This is a genomic window from Chryseobacterium sp. RLHN22 (genome assembly GCF_051011795.1).
Lineage (GTDB): Bacteria > Bacteroidota > Bacteroidia > Flavobacteriales > Weeksellaceae > Chryseobacterium > Chryseobacterium zhengzhouense.
Genome location: NZ_JBPCHW010000005.1, coordinates 241831 through 258966 on the forward strand (window position 1 = coordinate 241831; position 17136 = coordinate 258966).

Below are 17136 nucleotides of genomic sequence, written 5' to 3' on the forward strand. Positions count from 1 at the left end.
TTTATTGATTGTTTAATTATTGTTTCCAGTTTTTCACCGTGTAATTCAGACTTGTATTTTTATCCAGTGACAAAGAAACGTCTTTCCCTTCTTCGATCCCGTCGATTTTCCCTTCGGTTTCCCAGCTTCCTTTGGTTAATTTGAATTTCAAATCAGGATAAGTTTTGAATGTAATTTGTCTGCTTGTTTCACTGGTTTTATTAAGTTTAATGACGTTAGGATTCCAATTCCCGATGCTTGACTGATTACCTGTAATATAAACATCACCGCTGTTTTCGAGAACATTTACCGTTAAATTCACTTCGTATTTTACATTAGATAAACCCAATTTTGTTCTCACTTTTTCGACACTGGTTTCATCCAAAACATTTAGTAATTCAGGAACAAAATCTTTAAACGATTGATATTTTTTACGGTTGTTTTCATATACTTCCATTTTCTTTTCAAATTCAGGAATCAGAACAAAGGAATAGTCATTCATATGTTGTTTTCGTAAGCTTTCAGCCAATTTCTGATTGCCATCAGCCAACGCAATTCGGATTTCTCCTGTTCTCACGATATGCTCGGCAACACAAGACGGCCAGTAAGAATAACCGTGCATCGCCATCTTATCAACAAGAGCCTCAGACATCAGATTACTGCTCTTGTTAATCCTGTCTTCATATGGGCCCAAATGCTGGTTGACAAACGAATGACCGAACTCGTGCGTGATTAAAAAGTTGAGCGTTTCCGGATGATTGAAACCAAATTCTTTATAATCCCTGATATTATTTTTCTTTTCCAGCGGAAGATAAGGACTGCTGATCATATTGGCAATCTGTCCTTTGTCAGACTTAATCATTGGGCCGTTGCCGTGCCAGAAGACCGGAATATTAGGCATAATATCCAACGGATTAATCCAGAATCTGTAAGCAAGAAACTTCTCGCCATAGTATTGCTCCATTTTAGCCATATAGCCAGCCGGAATATTTTTTCTCACTTCATTTTTTGCGCCTTCTAAAAAACGGTTTTGGTCTTTGAAGAATTTTCCCAGATTTCTTTCGATATAAAACTCTCTCAACTGTTCGGCGAAGTTCTCCACTGCTTTTTTCTTCGCATTATCATTTTCCTCAATCTGGTAAGCGTAGCCTTTTGCCGGAAAAATATTGTGCTTCAGTAAAACCTGATAAGTCAAATCCTGTTGCTGACCGGCAACCTGGAGATAATCCTGCATCGCTTTGATAATTTTCGAATTATCATATTTTTCCATTTCCCTGTTCGCCAAATCTGCCAAAGGTAAATGACCGATGTCCGCTTTCCCGTCGATGTAGAAAAGCCTTCCCTGATGCTTCGCTACAAGATATTCAACAATGGAATACGTGGCGATATTGGGATTGAATTCCACATCCACTTTTGATTGAGATTTCAGATTCATAGCCAATAAAAACATCATCAAAGTCAAAATGCTTTTATTAATCATCTTCAAGGTCTTCATTTTAATCTGAGTTTTCTAAGTTTATAGTTTATTCTTTTAAATAGAATCGATTGTTCCTCTAGAACTTCTGCTTGCAGAAAATTTAATTCCTGACAATGTTTTATATCTGATTTTAGCTAATGAACTTGCAGAAGCGGTCAGTTCTTTGGATATACTTAGATGAACAGAGGAAGCCGACCCAGCCGTTACAATTGCTTCATGAATATCAGCTTTTGTAGCCGTAATTTTAGATGCCTGTTCGGAACTGATGATTGCTTTAGCGATTTTTCCCTGGATATCTACCGTACTTCCGGATCTGGTATTTAGAATAAGACTTTCAGTATTCATTGTTCCCTTAACAGCACCCGCAGATTGTGCTGTGATAAGGATTTTTTTTGCATTAGAATCTCCGAAAATTTTTCCCGCGCTTTCTACATCAAACTTTTCAATCGTAAAGTTGTCTTTAATTCTTACTACAGAAGCTGTTTTTGCAGTTACCGATGTTAGATTTTTCGCATAAACTACAATTTTGGCATCCACATTCTCCATAGATTGTCCTCTTTTGTAATCAATCTTCAGGACTTTATTTTCCACGCTTATTTCCACAAAATCAATATAGTTACTTTTAATAACCGCCTTTTCTTCGTTAGATTTTACCACTTCTATATCAAATACCATTTCAGAATCTATCGAATCAAAATGTTCTAAATAAATCGTTTTTGTTTCTGTTTGAGAAATATTGGCAGTCTGTTTTTGTGCCGAAAAACATGTCAGTGGAAACACTATAAAAGTTACCCAAAATAATAATGTTAGAGTTTTCATATCTGAGTATTGTTTTTAGATTAAAAGCTTGTTTTCTATTTTGTTTTGAATTTTATAATGGTTTTCTGTAGCGGATAGCCATCTTTTGAAATAAATTTATCTCCATTTATCACAAATTCATATTCTGTGTTGGGTTTCATTTCCACCTGAAGTTTGATGCCTTTATTTTCATTGATATACCCATCAAATTTTTTCAATGGAAAATGTTCTTTACCCAGGCTTCCCATTGAGAAAGAAGAACCATTTCCTGTCATTTCCTGATCAAAATTAATAGTGATTTCTTTTATTGAAGAATTAACGTCATTTTTATCTCTAATTTCAGGGAAAACTGACAAAACTTTTGGGATAAACATCTGCATTTTAGGAGAAATCTCATTATAGAAAGCAATGATTTCGGGATAGAAACTTTCCAATGTAGGATATTGTTTTCTGTTGTTTTCGTAGGTTGCCAGCAAATTTACCAATTCTTTAATCCACAAAAATTTTCTTTTTTCCTGTGCAGAAACTTCTGTCTCAATATCTTTTTGAGAATAATGATTATCAATCATATAACGAATCACCACGGCTCTCACAATGCTTTCGTTAATCATAGTTTCCCAGTCGCCGTAAGCCTGATCTTTCAGTTCATTTTCTATTAATTTGTAAAGTTTTTGAGCCGAATTTTCCAGTTTAGATCTATTACCATTCAGTTCCAATATATAATTTACAAAAGAATGGTTGAACTCATGAATCAGCAAAGGTTGATATTTGCTTTTTTCAAAACTTGCATTTCCTTCTTTATCGAAATTTGATACCCCTATAACTGCATTTACAATTGTGTTCTGTTTTTCAGGATGAGTTTTAATTCCATAATTGGTATCTCCATTTCCGTATCCTAAAATAATCTTGTATTCTTCATCTGCATCTTTTCCATAAAATTTAGAAAACCAACCCTGATTGAAATCAGACAGGATAGAGTTTTCATATTCTTTTTCTGCCTTTTTATAATCTTCTGAATGATCTTTGAAGAACTTTTGGAAGCCAGACTGTTTATAAAACCGATTCAGTAAAGAAACAAACTGCCTGATATCAACCTGTTCCCATCTTTTATCCAACGAATTTTCTTTTTCTTTAATTAAGCTGAATTTTCCGTTTTCAAATGACAGATGAAGAGCCATGGATATTACCGCATCATAACCCAAACCGTTATTTCTGTTTTTCTGGATAAACTCGACAATTTCTGAATTTTTATGACGATCAAAATACGTATTAATATCCACCACATATTTTTTATTATCATCTTGAGTGTACTCATCCGCGCCCGCCAACCGGAAAACAAGACTTACAATTTCTATCCTCTCATCTACTTTCGGCATTAATTTTTCCTGTGAGAAACTCAGTATTGAAATCATCAGCATACTTAAGCCCAAAAGTTTTTTAATTATGATCATATTTTTTTATTTTTGAATATCTAATAATTCATATTTTTTCAATTCAGAATAATCCGAAGTAATGACAGACTCGCCTTGCTTCAGTCCGGAAACCACTTCATAATACAGAGGATTTTCTCTTCCGAGACTGATGTTTCGCTTTTCAGCTTTGTTATTTTTCACTACAAAAATCCATTTTCCATTCGTGTCTTTGTAGAAATTCCCTTTCGGAATCATCATACTTTGCGTATCGGCAGACAATTTCAGTTTCACGCCGAAAGTCATCCCGATTTTCAGGGTTGAAATTTTTGCATCAATGAAATTCAGTTCCACAGAAAACTGTCCGTCTTTCACTTCCGGAAGAATCTTCGTGATGATAACTTCATATTCTTTTCCGTTGTTGTCAAGCGTTCCTTTGATTCCTGTAGTTAATTTATTAATATAATATTCATCCACTTTTGCGACCAACTTGTAACCGCCCATCAAATCTATTTTCCCGATGCTTTCACCACTTGTCAGATTTTGTCCGAGAGAAATATTGAATGACGACAACCTTCCCGAAGCCGGCGACATTATGAGGAAATTATTTTTGTTGGAGCGAAGAATATTCAAGCTTTTTTCCATCTGATTAATGGAATTATTAATCGCCGCAAACTGGGCATTTCTCGAAGTTTTCTCATTAGAAGCTCCTTTTTCAACAATTTGTTTTCTGTCTTTCTGATAATTCAGATTTTGTAAAGCAATATCATAATCGGTTTTCTTTCCGATTTCCGCATCGTACAATCTTTTCTGAAGATTAAAAGTCTGCAACGCCGTATTATAATCATTCTGAGACTGCAATAATTCTTTATCCTGACTGAATTCCTGATTCTTTAATTCTAAAAGCGAACTTCTCATCTGGCTGATCTGCTGCATAATTCCCGTTTCCTGATTCAGATAGTTAAATTCTGTATTCGGATTGTAAACTCTTGCGATGGGTTGTCCTTTTGTCAGCATTTGTCCGTCCTCCGCAAAAATTTCTTTTACCGCGCCACCTTCCAAAACATTCACAAGAGAAGAATTAAGAGATTGCGTCTGTGCAGTTACCATCAACATATCTTCGAATTTTCCATTCGTCACTTCATCAATCGTAATATCTTCTAATTTTACATTATACGTTTTTTTCTGATTCAAAAAATACCATCCGAAAACCGAAACCGCTAATGCAGATGCGATGATAATTGAGACAAATTTTAGTTTAGATTTCTTTTTTACTATTTTCGTATCCATATTTAGATAACTGTTTTACTTACAGATAATTACACAATGTGAATGCCATAAATTTATAATCTTGTAACACTCTGTAAATGTGATTAAATATAATTTTATTAATTTTAAAACTGTTCATTATCGGACACTTTTTGTACGGAAACGGACATATTAATTATAAATGATGAATTATAAGTGATAAATCATTTTATTTTAGGGAAAAATTGATAACTTAATTGTCGTTCCACTGGCACGACAATCTATAGAAAATAGGAAATAGTGTCGCCACCGGATACACAATTGACGTTATGTAGAAATTAAAATTGTCGTTCCACTGGCACGAGAATTCGATTTTTTTAAACAAATATAATATTAATGCTTAAAAAATAATTAGCATTAATATCAATAGGAATGGGCTTTAGCCCATTTAAAAAGTGGACAAAACAAAAAGGCTTTAGCCAAAATTTAAATCAAAAAATGCGAAAAAAAGAAGCCCATATTTTAATTGTGGATGATGACGAAGATATTTTGTTTTCGGCGAGAGTCTGGCTCAAAAAGTTTTTTACGGAAGTGAGCTGTCTCAGTCAGCCTAAAAATATTCTGAAATTTTTATCCGAACAGCAAGTGGATGCGGTCCTTCTGGATATGAATTTCCGGAAAGGTTTTGAAAACGGACAGGACGGATTGTATTGGATGCAGGAAATTAAAACTTTGGAACCTCAGCTTCCGATTATCTTGATGACGGCTTACGGTGAAGTGGAATTAGCCGTTGAAGCCCTGAAAAATGGTGCTTCCGATTTTATTCTAAAACCTTGGAATAACGAAAAACTCTACGCTTCCGTAAATTTGGCTGTCGATATTTCCCGAAAAAATAAGAAGCTGAATCAATGGGAAAATGTCAGCATCAAAACCAATCAATATCAATTGGAAACCCAATCTCCGGCAATGCAGGAAGTAATGGACCAAATTGAACGGGTTTCTGCAACCGATGCCAATGTTTTGCTTTTGGGAGAAAACGGAACCGGAAAATATGTTTTGGCAGAACACATTCACGAATTGTCGGAAAGGAAGAATCAGCCTTTTGTTCATATCGATTTGGGAAGTCTTTCGGAAAATCTTTTTGAATCGGAATTATTCGGTTATAAAAAAGGTGCGTTTACGGATGCGCATCAGGATTATGCCGGAAAAATCGAAAATGCCGAAAACGGAACCGTTTTTCTTGATGAGATCGGAAATCTTCCGCTTCATCTCCAAACTAAATTGTTGAGTTTGATTCAAAACAGAAAACTTTCGAGAATCGGAGAAAGCAAAGAACGTTTGTTGGATGTGAGATTCATTTTTGCAACCAATGAAAACCTCAAAAAAGCCGTTGCTGAAAACCGTTTCCGAAAGGATTTGTATTACAGAATCAATACGGTTGAATTGAATATTCCGAGTCTGAGAGAGCGAATTGAAGATATTTCAACTTTAGCTGATTATTTTTTAGAAAAATACAAACAGAAATATCACAAACCTGATTTGGCTTTAAATGAGAATTTAATTTCTGAATTAACCCATTACTCCTGGCCTGGAAACATCCGTGAGCTCGACCATTGCATCGAACGAAGCGTAATTCTTTCCAACGAGAAAAATCTTAAATTGCTGATGCCACAAGATGAAGAATCAGAAAATACAATCGTGAATCTGAACATCGAAGAAATGGAAGAAATCCTGATTAAAAAAGCATTGAAGAAACACCGTGGAAATATTTCTCTGGCGGCGGAAGATCTGGGATTGTCGAGAGCGGCGTTATACAGAAGAATGGAGAAATTTGAGCTTTAATTTTAAAACATTTAGAAGTTAAGTAAAATATTTCAACTTAAAATTCTTAATCAAATTGATTTATCAATTCTTAAATTTAGAATCAATGACTCCTTCATTTCTTAATGTTTAAATAAGAATAAACAAGTTTATTGAAATTAAGAACTTTAAGGAAAGTATATTTATAAAAAACTATGAAAAAACAACAGTTTTTTTGGCTGATATTTATTCTGCTTTCGATTGTCAGCGGAATTTTTGCTTTTGATTTTTATTCTCAAAATAAATGGATCAATTGCGTTTTGTTTTCATTGGTCGGTTTGGTCTGCATTATTTTGGCGCAGGCCTCGGCTTTGTCTTACATCCAGAAAACAGAAAAACTGCTTTTGGCGATTCAGAAAAAGGATTTTTCATTGTTTCCAAAAACTGAGGAAAACGGTCTGGTTGATAATGCTGTGAAATTGTATTATCAAAGTAAAGAAGAGCATCTTTCGTTATCATCTTACCAACTATTGTATGAGGAAATTTTGAATCAACTCGAAATAGGTTTGATGATTTTGTCAATGAAAAATGATGATTGGGAAGTTTTTTATGTGAATCCTATTTTTCTTGAAATTTTAGAAATCCCGAAGTATAATTCGTGGAATCTTTACGAAAATAAAGCGCCCGATTTCTACCAAATCATCAAACAAACGAATTACGAAAACTCTCAGGAATTTTTTGATATTTCGATTAATGAAAATACAAAACAATCGTTTTCATTAAGGACGAAAAAAGTTCAGAATGTAAAAAACCGCTTTTGCATCATCAGTTTAGAATCGGTTCAGAAAATTATTGAACAAAAAGAAAAATTAGCCTGGAATAACCTGATGAAAGTAATTTCCCACGAACTTCTGAATACTTTAACGCCTGTTAACAGTCTGATTCAGAATCTTGAATACATTGCCAATCAGGAAATTATCGAAAAGGAAGATCAGCAGGATATGAAGGAAAGTCTGATGATTATCAATTCAAAATCAAAACAATTACTGAGTTTTGTGGATGATTACCGTCAGGTTGCCGAACTTCCGAAACCTGTTTTTAAAACAATTTCTATATCTAATATTGTAGAATCTTCACTCAATTTTCTTAAGCCTGAATTTGAAAAAAAACATATCACCATTATCAATTCATTGGAAAATCATCTGATTTCTGCTGATGAAAAGATGATTGAAAGATGTTTAATTAATCTTTATCTCAACGCTATTTACGCTGTTTCCGATAATGTTGAAAGAACAATTAAAACCGAAATCAAAACTCACAACAAACGTATCATTCTAAGTGTGGAAGATAATGGAACCGGAATCCAAAAGGAAATTCAGTATAAAATTTTCCTTCCGTTTTTCACGACAAGAAGCAATGGTTCCGGAATTGGTTTAACGCTCAGTAAAAGTATTATCGAAGCCCATAAAGGCTACTTGAATTATAAACCTTTGGAACAGGGAAGCCGGTTTGAGATTTGGTTTGTGGAATTATAAAATTGGCTATTTTTCTGAAGAACCAATTTCCTTCTCATATTCATTCAAAACCTTAAAAGTTCTTGATCTTATGATGAGAAGTATCGTCTTCAGAATTCACTACACTGTATGTTTTTGTCTTGGTTATGATAGTGAATTTCACATCTACTCCATCCGTCGGCTGTCTGCTTTTTCCGTTTTTTAGTTTGGAAAAATCTTCTGGTAAAAAACTGTGAGTAATCTCGTCCCAATTTTATACGTGTTTGCTTTGCTTTTAGAAATATTGACACCAGTTGAATGTTCATTGAAGAATATTTAACCGAATCCGCGGTTATTGTTAATGTCATATTTATTCCGAACTTTCCGCCATATCTGGATACTTCAATCTTGGTAACGTTATTTTAATCAGATTCATAATAGAAATCATTGATATTGGTGATTTGTCTCTGATCTGATAAGCTTAATTGGTAAAATCTGTCTTTTTGTTTTTTCAACCGATCAAAAAATATTTGCCTGGAAGATTCTGATTGCGGCTTATCGTTTTCGTCTGCAGTCGGTATGTAATAAACAAAATATTTATTCAGTTTCAATTCCAGTTTTTCTGAAGATATACAGTCCACTTTGTTTTTCTCAAATTCGTTTCCATTCTCATCTGCCATATACATTCTCATCATCGATGCACACTGAAATTGCAGATAATCCCCATCTTTTTTCTTTACCAAAACGGGATGATACGCCAAAACTCCATCGTTTGATTTTAAATCTTCCTGACAGATGCAATCTTTTTTTTCCTGATATCGTGAATCTTCAGTTTTCATTTCATTCTTTTGCTGACAGCTTAAAAAAGCAAAAAGCAAAATCGTTATAATGAATATTGGGTTATTTTTCATCTTTAAAATCAATTAAATCATTATTGACCTCTTCTATGTTTCGGTTAAATTTTTTATCGTATTTAATTTTCAGAAATAATACCATTTTTTTAGCGGCTGTAAAAACTATTATACCCAAAATCCAGCCGGAAATCAATCCGAAAACAATTCCTGCAAAAATCGAAATATCACTACTCCACCAATGTTCAATCTTATTTAGAAACCAAAAGAAAATTACCGAAATAATAATTGTACCCAATATTGATGATGATAAGAAAAGTGTTTTGAAGCCTTTACTCACAGACTTTTGCTGCAGACCTACCAAAACTGATGCAGAAATCAATCCTCCGCTGATTAACACTAATAAAATTGCGAAAAATATCAATACCAAAGCAACACCAATAATAACGGCAAACAGACAAAAAAATGCACCCATTATTAAAAGTACCGCCAGAAAATCATCATCATTTCTGAACGAATCGATCAGGTAAAAATTAATAACTGAACACTTTAAGAACAAGTTCAATATAAAGGTTTTAATCATTTCTTTTTTTATTAGTTCAATTTTTTGTGGTTCTCAGAAGGCATCATTATGATGAAAAACAGCAGGATAATCTGTATCATAATGATTCCGAAAGCATATATCTGAGTTTCAAAAGCAATACCTGAATTATCTTTTTCATTTTGTCTTTTTGTCTGAATTTCTTTTTTCAGAATTTTCTTTTCACAATCGTCAATATCGGTTCGCTCTTCTATTTTACGAATAGAATCCATCACATACCAATCGGTTTTATTGGATGCAATATCAAGGGAATCTAACTTTTTTACAATTAAAAATCCGCAGATGACCATCGTGATAACACAAAGAGAAACAGCAATTAATTTTTTCATATCAATAATTTTCAATCTTTAAATTCAGCTCCCGACATCAATGCCAAAGCAAATAAAATATAAACGAATATTACAAATAAAACAGGGACCGCAACGACAAATGACACTAATGTAATGTTGATATTGTATTTTTCCTTCATTATTTGCTTTACCAGATTATCTATTCCGTACCAAGCTCCGGCCAAAAGCGGAATTAATATAATAAGAAACAAAATGGTCATCGCTAATACAGTTTTACTTTTTGCATCAGCCTCCTAAAATGCAGAAAGCAAAGTAAACTAATCGTCAGATGAGGTAAAACCACACAAGCTGCAAATTTAAAACCCGACTTTAGATTCTCGTACTTGAAAGATTCCTCGAAAATATCCCCAAAAACTATCGACAGAAAAGTACCAACCGGAATCAACAAATAAGTCAGCAATGACAGGAACCAATTGCTTCGGATTTTTTTAAATAAATTCAGGAAAATAGTAATGGAAGATAAAGTCAGGAAAAAGACAAATCTTAAGGTAAACACAAAGGTAATGCCTGAAAAAATATCCAGCCACGACACATTGTCATCATCGCTTAATCCTAAATAATCGATGAGCAACAATCTTGAAACCAGAAAACTGACGATCATAATGATCAGCCAAGTGAGTGTGAAATATCCTGACATTTTCATAAACAGATATTTAGTCATTAAGGCTTAGAAACCGGAACATAAACCACACCAGTCACTTTATAACCTTGAACAGTCGTATTCCATTTGGGCATTTCGCCGATTTTTGCAATCAAGGCTTTTTCGGTTTCGTTTTTTAATGAAAGTAATGACAGATTCTGTAAAGTTGCTGTTCCGTTCTCATCGATTTCCAGAGTAAGAACAAAATCTTTCGTAGCCAATTCTTTTTTCAGAATTGGTGCGATATTTTTCTCAACCCACTTGTTCAGTTCTGCATCGCCACCAACAAATTCCGGATGAATCGGTTTATTGTTTTTAAATTTTGGAGGCAAATCTGCCGGATAATCCTTTAAGCCGATTTCTTTTTTGGCTAAAACCAATTTCCCGTTCACATCAGGAATATAAACATAATGGTCCAGCGTCGACGTTTCTTGGGTCTGATTGAATTCTATAAAATGAATTTCAGAATCGTTTTTTCTGTAAATCCCAAGAAATGTTTCTTTGTTCAGCTTCTTATCGAAAATTCTGGCAATGTGTTCCAATTTGTTGCCTTTGGAATCGATGATCTGATATTTGGTAACATCAGAATCTTTTTCATTGGAATTGATATCATAGACTTTGAAATAAGAGCTTTTTAGTTTGATTTCTTCTCTCAGATCTTGAGCCTTAATATTCAGACTGAAAAATATTATAATTAGGAATAGATAGTTTTTCATTTTCAGGGTTTTTGTAAGCTTAGAAATAACAATTTAAAATATTCGTTGTGGTTTAGAATTAATACATCACGAAATCGTTTCAGGAATTAATTTTCTTTGTAAAAAACTTCCGATGTATCGGGTGATTCTCCCCAACCCGTCCAATAATTCCTGATAACCAACTGGTAACCGTCGTAAGATTCTATTTTCCTGATCCAATTGGCCGGCGGACAATCATCGTTGACTTTTTGGGTAAAAGTTGCCACAAAAGTTCTTTCATCAATCCATTTCACCCGCATCGTATCGGGATCCATCGGAAACATTTCGTTGGTCCAGGTAATCGTTTGGTTGTCTACGAAATCGAATCCCGCGTAATCTGCTCCTTTTAGAATGAATTTGCCTTTGAGTATTTTAGAAAAATCGGTATTCTGATTAGTTTTTTTATCAACTGTTTGTTTGGGATTTTCTACCGGAGTTTTTGAAGCCGGAACCTCAATCTTTTGTTTTTTTTGATAAAAGTCTTTACCGAAAAAGCCTAAAGCAAAAAATATAACTCCTGTCAGTAGAATGGTTATAAGTGTTTTTGATTTCATTGGTTTGAGTTTTTAATTAAGTTTTTTCAATTCTACCAATCCAAAATGCAGCCAAACTCCGAAAAACCCTGTTTTGGTTAAAAATGTTCCTTCTTTCTGAAAATCTACCGTTGTATCTGGTTTTGTCTGACAAATGAAAAAATGACCGCCATCGATACAGTTCATTTTTCCTTCCTGATAAAGCCTTGTCCAACCGAATTCTTTGTATTCATCATCCTTATCTTCAGGATTAAAAATAAACCGGCGAACCACTTCTGAGTCTCCCCTTTTATCTTTTTTGGAAATAACTGTCCATCTTTTCAAATCAACCTCAAATCTGGAAGGAACATTTTCGGGTTTTACATCTTTGGTTTTTGCAATCACTAATGTATCTAAAGCTGTTTTATCATCTTTCACCGAATAAACGGCGTAACTACCACTCCAGATGTCTGCTTCAGAAGTATTTTGCGCTTTGAACAGAAATGAAAAACTCAATAAAATAAAGGTCAGTATTATTTTTCTCATTTGTTATTTTTTTTAATTCTATAAATTAAGAAGCGAATAAAAGCCAGAAGAGCCAAACAGCCCAAAAGAACAATCGTAAAAAGCTGGAAAAATGACTCAGCAAAATCCTGACTTTCCCCATCGCAATAGACTATATCGCCCCAAATATCAACTCCTTTTTGGCCTTCATACATCGTTTTGTCACAAGCGCAGTATTCAGGAACGACAATTCCAAGATAGAACAGTAAAGCCGGAATGGAAATGAACAACACCAGAATCGCAATGATTTTCAGAAGGTGAATATAATCAGCTTGTTTCATTTCTTTTGAGAATTGATCGATAATTAATTATAAAAATTACAAGAACAGACATTATTAAAATCGGGAAGAAACTGTGATTTAAAGTTTCGTGAATTTCCTCATTAAAAAGATAAGTGCTCCACGACGATTCTCTTTCTACAAAATCTGAATAATCTATAAAAAACCATAAAGAGGTAAACAGTAAAAATTCCGGAATTAGTTTTAAACAGAGATTCTTAATTCTTGAAATCAAGATAAAAATCAGACTGAGAAAAATGGCTGAAAATAAAGAAATAAATAATGTATCCAAAGCAAAACTACAATCCAAACAACTGGATGAAAGTTTGTCCGACAAAAATCCCATTGCCCAATAAACCTGTAAAAACGTTCCTGCAAAAATGACAAGAAAGTAAAACGTTGAGTTCTTCAGTAAAGGTAAAATTCTCATTTATAAAAGTTAATTCTTAAAAATTCAAATCAGCTGAAACTTTGATTTCTTAAGATAAAAACGCATAAACAGGATTGAATTGTTTACACGTTTTTATAAGATTTTTATTGTTGCAATTAATTCAAAATAGGAACATCAACTTTCAGATTTGGATATTTGTCACCCAGTTTTTTGAGGAAATCATTAGCGATGACGTTTTCCTGTACCACTTTCTGCATATCCATCGACAGCATATTGCTTGCCGTATTCACGTGGGTAAAAACAAGCGCCGAAAACAAAATCAGCTCTATCGGTTTATCATCCGTCGCTAAAGAGATTTTGTACGCTTTTACCGTATCACCTTTCTGTTTTGCAAAAGCTTTCATTGTTCCTTGCTGCGGAATTTCCACCAGGCTCGATTGTGAAAGCCTATGACTGTCAAACACCAAATGATTGCTGATATCGCCATCAGTATCGGTATCCAAAAGATGAAGTTCATCATTACTCAAAATCAAATATTTCGGAGTCTGAACGGTTTGGTATCTTACCGTTCCCAAAGTCGCCATACTTTTCAAAGAATCTTTCATCCCGTCTTTGATGGCAGTTGCGCCGGAATATTCAAGGTTTGCAAAATTGAATGCATCAATAGGTTTTCCGTTCATCTGGGTTTTCAGATAACTGTAATCGCCGTTCAGAAAATTGGATTTGTAAGTTTCTGCCCGTTGAAACTCTGATTTGAAATCTGTACTCTGCAGAGTTTGTTTCATTTTTTGCTTTTTAGCGTACATAAAATACATCACGCCGCCATAAAAAAGCACCATAAATCCGATAATAAAAAAAATTGTACTCATAGTTTTTGTGTTTTAAATTTATATTTTCGTAGGTTCTACTCTTTTTTTCTTCGAAGGAATTACGCCCCAGATCATAAAAGCAATAAGAAGCAATGCCACCAGCTTTCCACCATATCTTGTATAAAAAGGAAGTTTATTGAGGTCATCTTTTTTGAGCTTTTGAGAGGCTAAAATCGCATCCATTTCCTTATCCGGAATATTATAGAACTCATCCGTTTTTTCATCATAACCTACTAATTTTGGTTCTTCAATGACATATAACGGGAGGATATAAGCGATATTAAATTCTTTATGGAGGGTGGCAAGATCGAGATAGTTCCCATTGTTAAGTTTGTATTCTTCGGTATTGGGAAGGTCATAAACTTTTGTGAGTGCTTCTCTTTCGCCAATAGGGATTTTGGCTTTTGCCGATAGAAAATTGCAGGCAGAGAGCATCAATGCAGATACCAGAAAAATTGGTTTTAAATTCATCATTGTTTGTTTTTTTTAAATAATTAAATTATAGTTACTAATTGTAAAATTATTCACATAATAAAGATAAAATAAAACTTTGAATTAACAACAAAAATTTACAATTGATTGATAATGAACAAAAAAAGACACGTATAAGAAATATTGGAATCTCACTTTAGTTAAAATAATTTTTTGACTGTAGTTATTTATTGTTTGCTTCCCCAGCTATTTCACTTTTTCTACATTAAATTTTTATTAAAATTGAAAATGTAAAGATATTATAGGATACTTATTTATAATTCATTAAAAATCAATTTATTAATAACAAATAACATATATATTAATTCCGGATCAGAAATTGCGCTTGTAAGTCAGAAGCTTATTAACTGAAAAACCTTAAATAACTGCCAATTATAAATGATTAACAGTGTCATTTTACTTCTAAACATATCGTTTTTGTATTAAATTTTAAACATAATGATGTTACGGCAAGCATAACGATCAAAAATGCAAATTGAAAAAAAACATTATTTTTGCCTCAATAAAAAAATTGGTGTGTGTTATTTTTATCTGTAAATTAGCATTACCAACCAAAGTATTAAACAAAAAATCACATGAGAAAGATAATTTTACTCTTTACCTGTTTTTTCGGAATGACTGCCTTTGGGCAGATTAAAGTCCTGAAAAATGAAACTTTAATAGAAATCGGAAAAGATAATTCTGTCGGATTATATAAAAAAGACAATAAATTTACCTTCAATTATCAGGATATTAATACGAGTAATCTGAATACATTCAGATCTTTCTCTTTCAATGATGTGAATGGTGATGTACAGGAGCTTTACAAAATGATTACCGATGGATTTATAGATCAGCCTGCAGGAAACATCTCTCTTGAGCTTCCTAATGACATTATCGAACTTCAATACGAAAGAAATTACGGACAGCCCACTGTACAGTTTATTCAGTATATCAACAAGAATAAGAAATATGTTGGCAAATCCCAGTTTTTAAATAAAAAGCAGATCGACAAAATTTTTGGAATCGGAACTCAGAAAGCGGCTCTTTATAAAGCAGCAGTAAAACAAACACCTGTAAATCCTGTAAACAGTACGGCAGTTCAGACTCAATATAACCAAAATCAGACTCCTGCTTCAACAAAAACTCCATCCAAAACAACAAAAAAAAGAAGATAATTTCTGTTTTTTCAAGATATCGCAACTCATTCTTATTGAATGAGTTTTTTTATTTCTATTTTTGTGAAAATATTTCATTGTATTATGTCTCTTCAGGTAAATAATTTAACAAAGATGTTTGGTGAGCAAACCGCTCTTAACAATATTAATATTTCGATTGAAAAAAATGAGATTATAGGTCTGTTAGGTCCGAATGGAGCAGGGAAATCGACCTTAATGAAATCGATTGTCGGTGCTTTGAAAATTGATAACGGTGAAATTATTTTCAACGGAAAGAATATTACCGAAAACGAAATTGAGAGCAAAAAGAAAATTGGTTTTCTTCCCGAAAACAATCCTCTTTATCTGGAAATGTATGTGAAAGAATACCTTCAGTTTGTAGCCAATATCCACAAAATTGCACAGTCAAGAGTTGATGAGGTTATAGAACTGGTCGGAATTACTCCTGAAAAATCAAAAAAGATAGGCCAGCTTTCTAAAGGTTACAAGCAAAGAGTTGGTTTAGCTCAGGCGATTATTCATCAGCCGGATTTGTTGATTTTAGATGAGCCTACCAACGGATTAGACCCTAACCAAATTCTTGAAATCAGGAATGTGGTGAAGGAAATTGGTCAAGAAAAAACGGTTTTACTTTCTACTCATATCATGCAGGAAGTTGAGGCGCTCTGTACGCGTGTCATTCTTATTCACAAAGGAAATATTCTTCAGGACTGTAATATTGATGAATTTAAAGGTAAATTTAATAGCTTAGAAGAGGCTTTTGCACATTACACACAGAATTTTGAGGTTGAGATGGAGGCTGAAATTAAAGCTTATTAAGCATTTATTTTTAGCTAAAAAAGATTTTAAATATTATTATTGGCTTTAAATTTGATTCGTCCTTTTATAATTTAAAAACAAATAAAAAATGATTAAGAAATTATTATTAGGAACTTTATGTATTGCTCAGTTTTCATTGGTTTCAGCTAATGATTTAAAACCAAACCCAATCAAAGACAACGGAACCGTATATTTTCAAAACGTTCCTAAAACCGTCATTATCAAAACAAAAAAATTTAAGGTAAGAATCGACAAACAACCCAACGGAAACTACCTGTATCAATCTTGGGGAGCAAATACGAAAATCACTGCAAAACCGGCTATGATTATCAGCAACGGAGAATTAATTCCCGATGGCTCGGGAGGAAATTATCATTTTGAATTCAATAACAACGGAACTATTTATCAGGTTTGGAGAAACTATCTTACTGCTTCAGCCAAAAAAGCTCCTTATACATTGGTTGTAATCGATCAAAACGGTAAAACAATCGTCGATCAGGATGCACAAATCGTTAAAAATTAAAATACAAAACTCTCGCTTTAAAAGTAGACTGCACCCAAAAGTTTAGACAAAATTATTAAAGAAAAGAGTTCGGTACTGTACCGGGCTCTTTCCATTTAGATTTAATCGTATTCTGTCGTTGTTGTAATAAGTGATGTATTGTTTTATTTCT

The 17136-nt window shown here is 33.4% G+C and carries 21 protein-coding genes; 5 read left to right on the forward strand and 16 right to left on the reverse strand.

Features of this window, described 5'->3' with window-relative positions; all coding sequences use genetic code 11:
• Positions 1-16: 16 nt before the first annotated feature.
• From ACR1PN_RS07495 to ACR1PN_RS07510, 4 genes are read right to left on the reverse strand one after another with little or no spacing between them, the layout of a single operon-like run.
• Positions 17-1474, reverse strand: a complete 1458-nt coding sequence (locus ACR1PN_RS07495; RefSeq protein WP_433979520.1) for a DUF4932 domain-containing protein — start codon at positions 1472-1474, stop codon at positions 17-19.
• A gap of 36 nt (positions 1475-1510) precedes the next feature.
• Entirely contained in the window at positions 1511-2275 is a 765-nt protein-coding gene (locus tag ACR1PN_RS07500; RefSeq protein WP_433979521.1) for a GIN domain-containing protein, read from the reverse strand.
• A 35-nt stretch (positions 2276-2310) separates the two neighbouring features.
• Positions 2311-3705, reverse strand: coding sequence for a DUF4932 domain-containing protein (locus ACR1PN_RS07505; RefSeq protein ID WP_433979522.1), 1395 nt, complete (start codon positions 3703-3705; stop codon positions 2311-2313).
• 6 nt (positions 3706-3711) lie between these two features.
• Entirely contained in the window at positions 3712-4953 is a 1242-nt protein-coding gene (locus ACR1PN_RS07510) for an efflux RND transporter periplasmic adaptor subunit (RefSeq protein WP_433979523.1), read from the reverse strand.
• Positions 4954-5409: 456 nt separating this feature from the next.
• Here ACR1PN_RS07510 and ACR1PN_RS07515 point away from each other — a divergent pair, with 456 nt between their 5' ends.
• Complete coding sequence (locus ACR1PN_RS07515) at positions 5410-6753, forward strand: sigma-54-dependent transcriptional regulator (RefSeq protein WP_378180504.1); 1344 nt, start codon at positions 5410-5412, stop codon at positions 6751-6753.
• A gap of 173 nt (positions 6754-6926) precedes the next feature.
• Complete coding sequence (locus ACR1PN_RS07520; protein WP_433979524.1) at positions 6927-8246, forward strand: sensor histidine kinase; 1320 nt, start codon at positions 6927-6929, stop codon at positions 8244-8246.
• Positions 8247-8626: 380 nt separating this feature from the next.
• Here ACR1PN_RS07520 and ACR1PN_RS07525 read toward each other — a convergent pair whose 3' ends face one another.
• The 11 genes from ACR1PN_RS07525 to ACR1PN_RS07575 form a co-directional block, all read right to left on the reverse strand.
• Positions 8627-9043 (reverse strand): hypothetical protein, encoded by a 417-nt coding sequence (locus tag ACR1PN_RS07525; RefSeq protein ID WP_433979525.1) that lies wholly within the window; start codon positions 9041-9043, stop codon positions 8627-8629.
• A 61-nt stretch (positions 9044-9104) separates the two neighbouring features.
• Complete coding sequence (locus ACR1PN_RS07530) at positions 9105-9620, reverse strand: hypothetical protein (RefSeq protein ID WP_433979526.1); 516 nt, start codon at positions 9618-9620, stop codon at positions 9105-9107.
• Positions 9621-9649: 29 nt separating this feature from the next.
• On the reverse strand, positions 9650-9985 hold the full coding sequence (locus ACR1PN_RS07535) for a hypothetical protein (protein ID WP_433979527.1): 336 nt from the start codon (positions 9983-9985) through the stop codon (positions 9650-9652).
• Positions 9986-9996: 11 nt separating this feature from the next.
• Positions 9997-10206, reverse strand: a complete 210-nt coding sequence (locus tag ACR1PN_RS07540) for a hypothetical protein (RefSeq protein ID WP_433979528.1) — start codon at positions 10204-10206, stop codon at positions 9997-9999.
• A 2-nt stretch (positions 10207-10208) separates the two neighbouring features.
• Positions 10209-10649 (reverse strand): hypothetical protein, encoded by a 441-nt coding sequence (locus ACR1PN_RS07545; protein ID WP_433979529.1) that lies wholly within the window; start codon positions 10647-10649, stop codon positions 10209-10211.
• 17 nt (positions 10650-10666) lie between these two features.
• Positions 10667-11362 carry a hypothetical protein gene (locus ACR1PN_RS07550; RefSeq protein ID WP_433979530.1) on the reverse strand — a complete coding sequence of 232 codons (696 nt, stop codon included), beginning with the start codon at positions 11360-11362 and terminating at the stop codon, positions 10667-10669.
• 86 nt (positions 11363-11448) lie between these two features.
• On the reverse strand, positions 11449-11934 hold the full coding sequence (locus ACR1PN_RS07555; RefSeq protein ID WP_433979531.1) for a hypothetical protein: 486 nt from the start codon (positions 11932-11934) through the stop codon (positions 11449-11451).
• Positions 11935-11946: 12 nt separating this feature from the next.
• On the reverse strand, positions 11947-12438 hold the full coding sequence (locus tag ACR1PN_RS07560) for a phosphate ABC transporter permease (protein ID WP_433979532.1): 492 nt from the start codon (positions 12436-12438) through the stop codon (positions 11947-11949).
• Positions 12435-12737 carry a hypothetical protein gene (locus ACR1PN_RS07565; RefSeq protein WP_433979533.1) on the reverse strand — a complete coding sequence of 101 codons (303 nt, stop codon included), beginning with the start codon at positions 12735-12737 and terminating at the stop codon, positions 12435-12437. The genes ACR1PN_RS07560 and ACR1PN_RS07565 overlap by 4 nt, the downstream gene beginning before the upstream one ends.
• 543 nt (positions 12738-13280) lie before the next feature.
• Positions 13281-13994: a hypothetical protein gene (locus ACR1PN_RS07570; protein WP_120213083.1), complete on the reverse strand. Its 714-nt coding sequence runs from the start codon at positions 13992-13994 to the stop codon at positions 13281-13283.
• Between the two features lie 18 nt (positions 13995-14012).
• The gene (locus tag ACR1PN_RS07575) at positions 14013-14468 is read right to left on the reverse strand and encodes a hypothetical protein (protein ID WP_120213082.1); all 456 of its coding nucleotides are present in this window, start codon (positions 14466-14468) and stop codon (positions 14013-14015) included.
• A 593-nt stretch (positions 14469-15061) separates the two neighbouring features.
• Between ACR1PN_RS07575 and ACR1PN_RS07580 the strand changes: the two genes are divergently transcribed.
• The 3 genes from ACR1PN_RS07580 (at position 15062) to ACR1PN_RS07590 (ending at position 16985) form a co-directional block, all read left to right on the forward strand.
• Entirely contained in the window at positions 15062-15643 is a 582-nt protein-coding gene (locus ACR1PN_RS07580; protein ID WP_378180470.1) for a hypothetical protein, read from the forward strand.
• Between the two features lie 84 nt (positions 15644-15727).
• On the forward strand, positions 15728-16462 hold the full coding sequence (locus ACR1PN_RS07585) for an ABC transporter ATP-binding protein (RefSeq protein WP_433979534.1): 735 nt from the start codon (positions 15728-15730) through the stop codon (positions 16460-16462).
• Positions 16463-16550: 88 nt separating this feature from the next.
• Positions 16551-16985 carry a hypothetical protein gene (locus tag ACR1PN_RS07590; protein WP_378180464.1) on the forward strand — a complete coding sequence of 145 codons (435 nt, stop codon included), beginning with the start codon at positions 16551-16553 and terminating at the stop codon, positions 16983-16985.
• Between the two features lie 42 nt (positions 16986-17027).
• On the opposite strand, the gene ACR1PN_RS07595 is transcribed toward ACR1PN_RS07590, so the two are convergent.
• Positions 17028-17132, reverse strand: a complete 105-nt coding sequence (locus tag ACR1PN_RS07595) for an IS3 family transposase (protein ID WP_433979164.1) — start codon at positions 17130-17132, stop codon at positions 17028-17030.
• Between the last annotated feature and the right edge of the window lie 4 nt (positions 17133-17136).

What these genes read in the sequence shown, in the direction of transcription:
- ACR1PN_RS07495 (WP_433979520.1), bottom strand. Translation starts at nt 1,474, where the DNA reads ATGAAGACCTTGAAGATGATTAATAAAAGCATTTTGACTTTGATGATG.
- ACR1PN_RS07500 (WP_433979521.1), bottom strand. Translation starts at nt 2,275, where the DNA reads ATGAAAACTCTAACATTATTATTTTGGGTAACTTTTATAGTGTTTCCA.
- ACR1PN_RS07505 (WP_433979522.1), bottom strand. Translation starts at nt 3,705, where the DNA reads ATGATCATAATTAAAAAACTTTTGGGCTTAAGTATGCTGATGATTTCA.
- ACR1PN_RS07510 (WP_433979523.1), bottom strand. Translation starts at nt 4,953, where the DNA reads ATGGATACGAAAATAGTAAAAAAGAAATCTAAACTAAAATTTGTCTCA.
- ACR1PN_RS07515 (WP_378180504.1), top strand. Translation starts at nt 5,410, where the DNA reads ATGCGAAAAAAAGAAGCCCATATTTTAATTGTGGATGATGACGAAGAT.
- ACR1PN_RS07520 (WP_433979524.1), top strand. Translation starts at nt 6,927, where the DNA reads ATGAAAAAACAACAGTTTTTTTGGCTGATATTTATTCTGCTTTCGATT.
- ACR1PN_RS07525 (WP_433979525.1), bottom strand. Translation starts at nt 9,043, where the DNA reads ATGAAAACTGAAGATTCACGATATCAGGAAAAAAAAGATTGCATCTGT.
- ACR1PN_RS07535 (WP_433979527.1), bottom strand. Translation starts at nt 9,985, where the DNA reads ATGAAAAAATTAATTGCTGTTTCTCTTTGTGTTATCACGATGGTCATC.
- ACR1PN_RS07540 (WP_433979528.1), bottom strand. Translation starts at nt 10,206, where the DNA reads ATGACCATTTTGTTTCTTATTATATTAATTCCGCTTTTGGCCGGAGCT.
- ACR1PN_RS07545 (WP_433979529.1), bottom strand. Translation starts at nt 10,649, where the DNA reads ATGAAAATGTCAGGATATTTCACACTCACTTGGCTGATCATTATGATC.
- ACR1PN_RS07550 (WP_433979530.1), bottom strand. Translation starts at nt 11,362, where the DNA reads ATGAAAAACTATCTATTCCTAATTATAATATTTTTCAGTCTGAATATT.
- ACR1PN_RS07555 (WP_433979531.1), bottom strand. Translation starts at nt 11,934, where the DNA reads ATGAAATCAAAAACACTTATAACCATTCTACTGACAGGAGTTATATTT.
- ACR1PN_RS07560 (WP_433979532.1), bottom strand. Translation starts at nt 12,438, where the DNA reads ATGAGAAAAATAATACTGACCTTTATTTTATTGAGTTTTTCATTTCTG.
- ACR1PN_RS07565 (WP_433979533.1), bottom strand. Translation starts at nt 12,737, where the DNA reads ATGAAACAAGCTGATTATATTCACCTTCTGAAAATCATTGCGATTCTG.
- ACR1PN_RS07570 (WP_120213083.1), bottom strand. Translation starts at nt 13,994, where the DNA reads ATGAGTACAATTTTTTTTATTATCGGATTTATGGTGCTTTTTTATGGC.
- ACR1PN_RS07575 (WP_120213082.1), bottom strand. Translation starts at nt 14,468, where the DNA reads ATGATGAATTTAAAACCAATTTTTCTGGTATCTGCATTGATGCTCTCT.
- ACR1PN_RS07580 (WP_378180470.1), top strand. Translation starts at nt 15,062, where the DNA reads ATGAGAAAGATAATTTTACTCTTTACCTGTTTTTTCGGAATGACTGCC.
- ACR1PN_RS07585 (WP_433979534.1), top strand. Translation starts at nt 15,728, where the DNA reads ATGTCTCTTCAGGTAAATAATTTAACAAAGATGTTTGGTGAGCAAACC.
- ACR1PN_RS07590 (WP_378180464.1), top strand. Translation starts at nt 16,551, where the DNA reads ATGATTAAGAAATTATTATTAGGAACTTTATGTATTGCTCAGTTTTCA.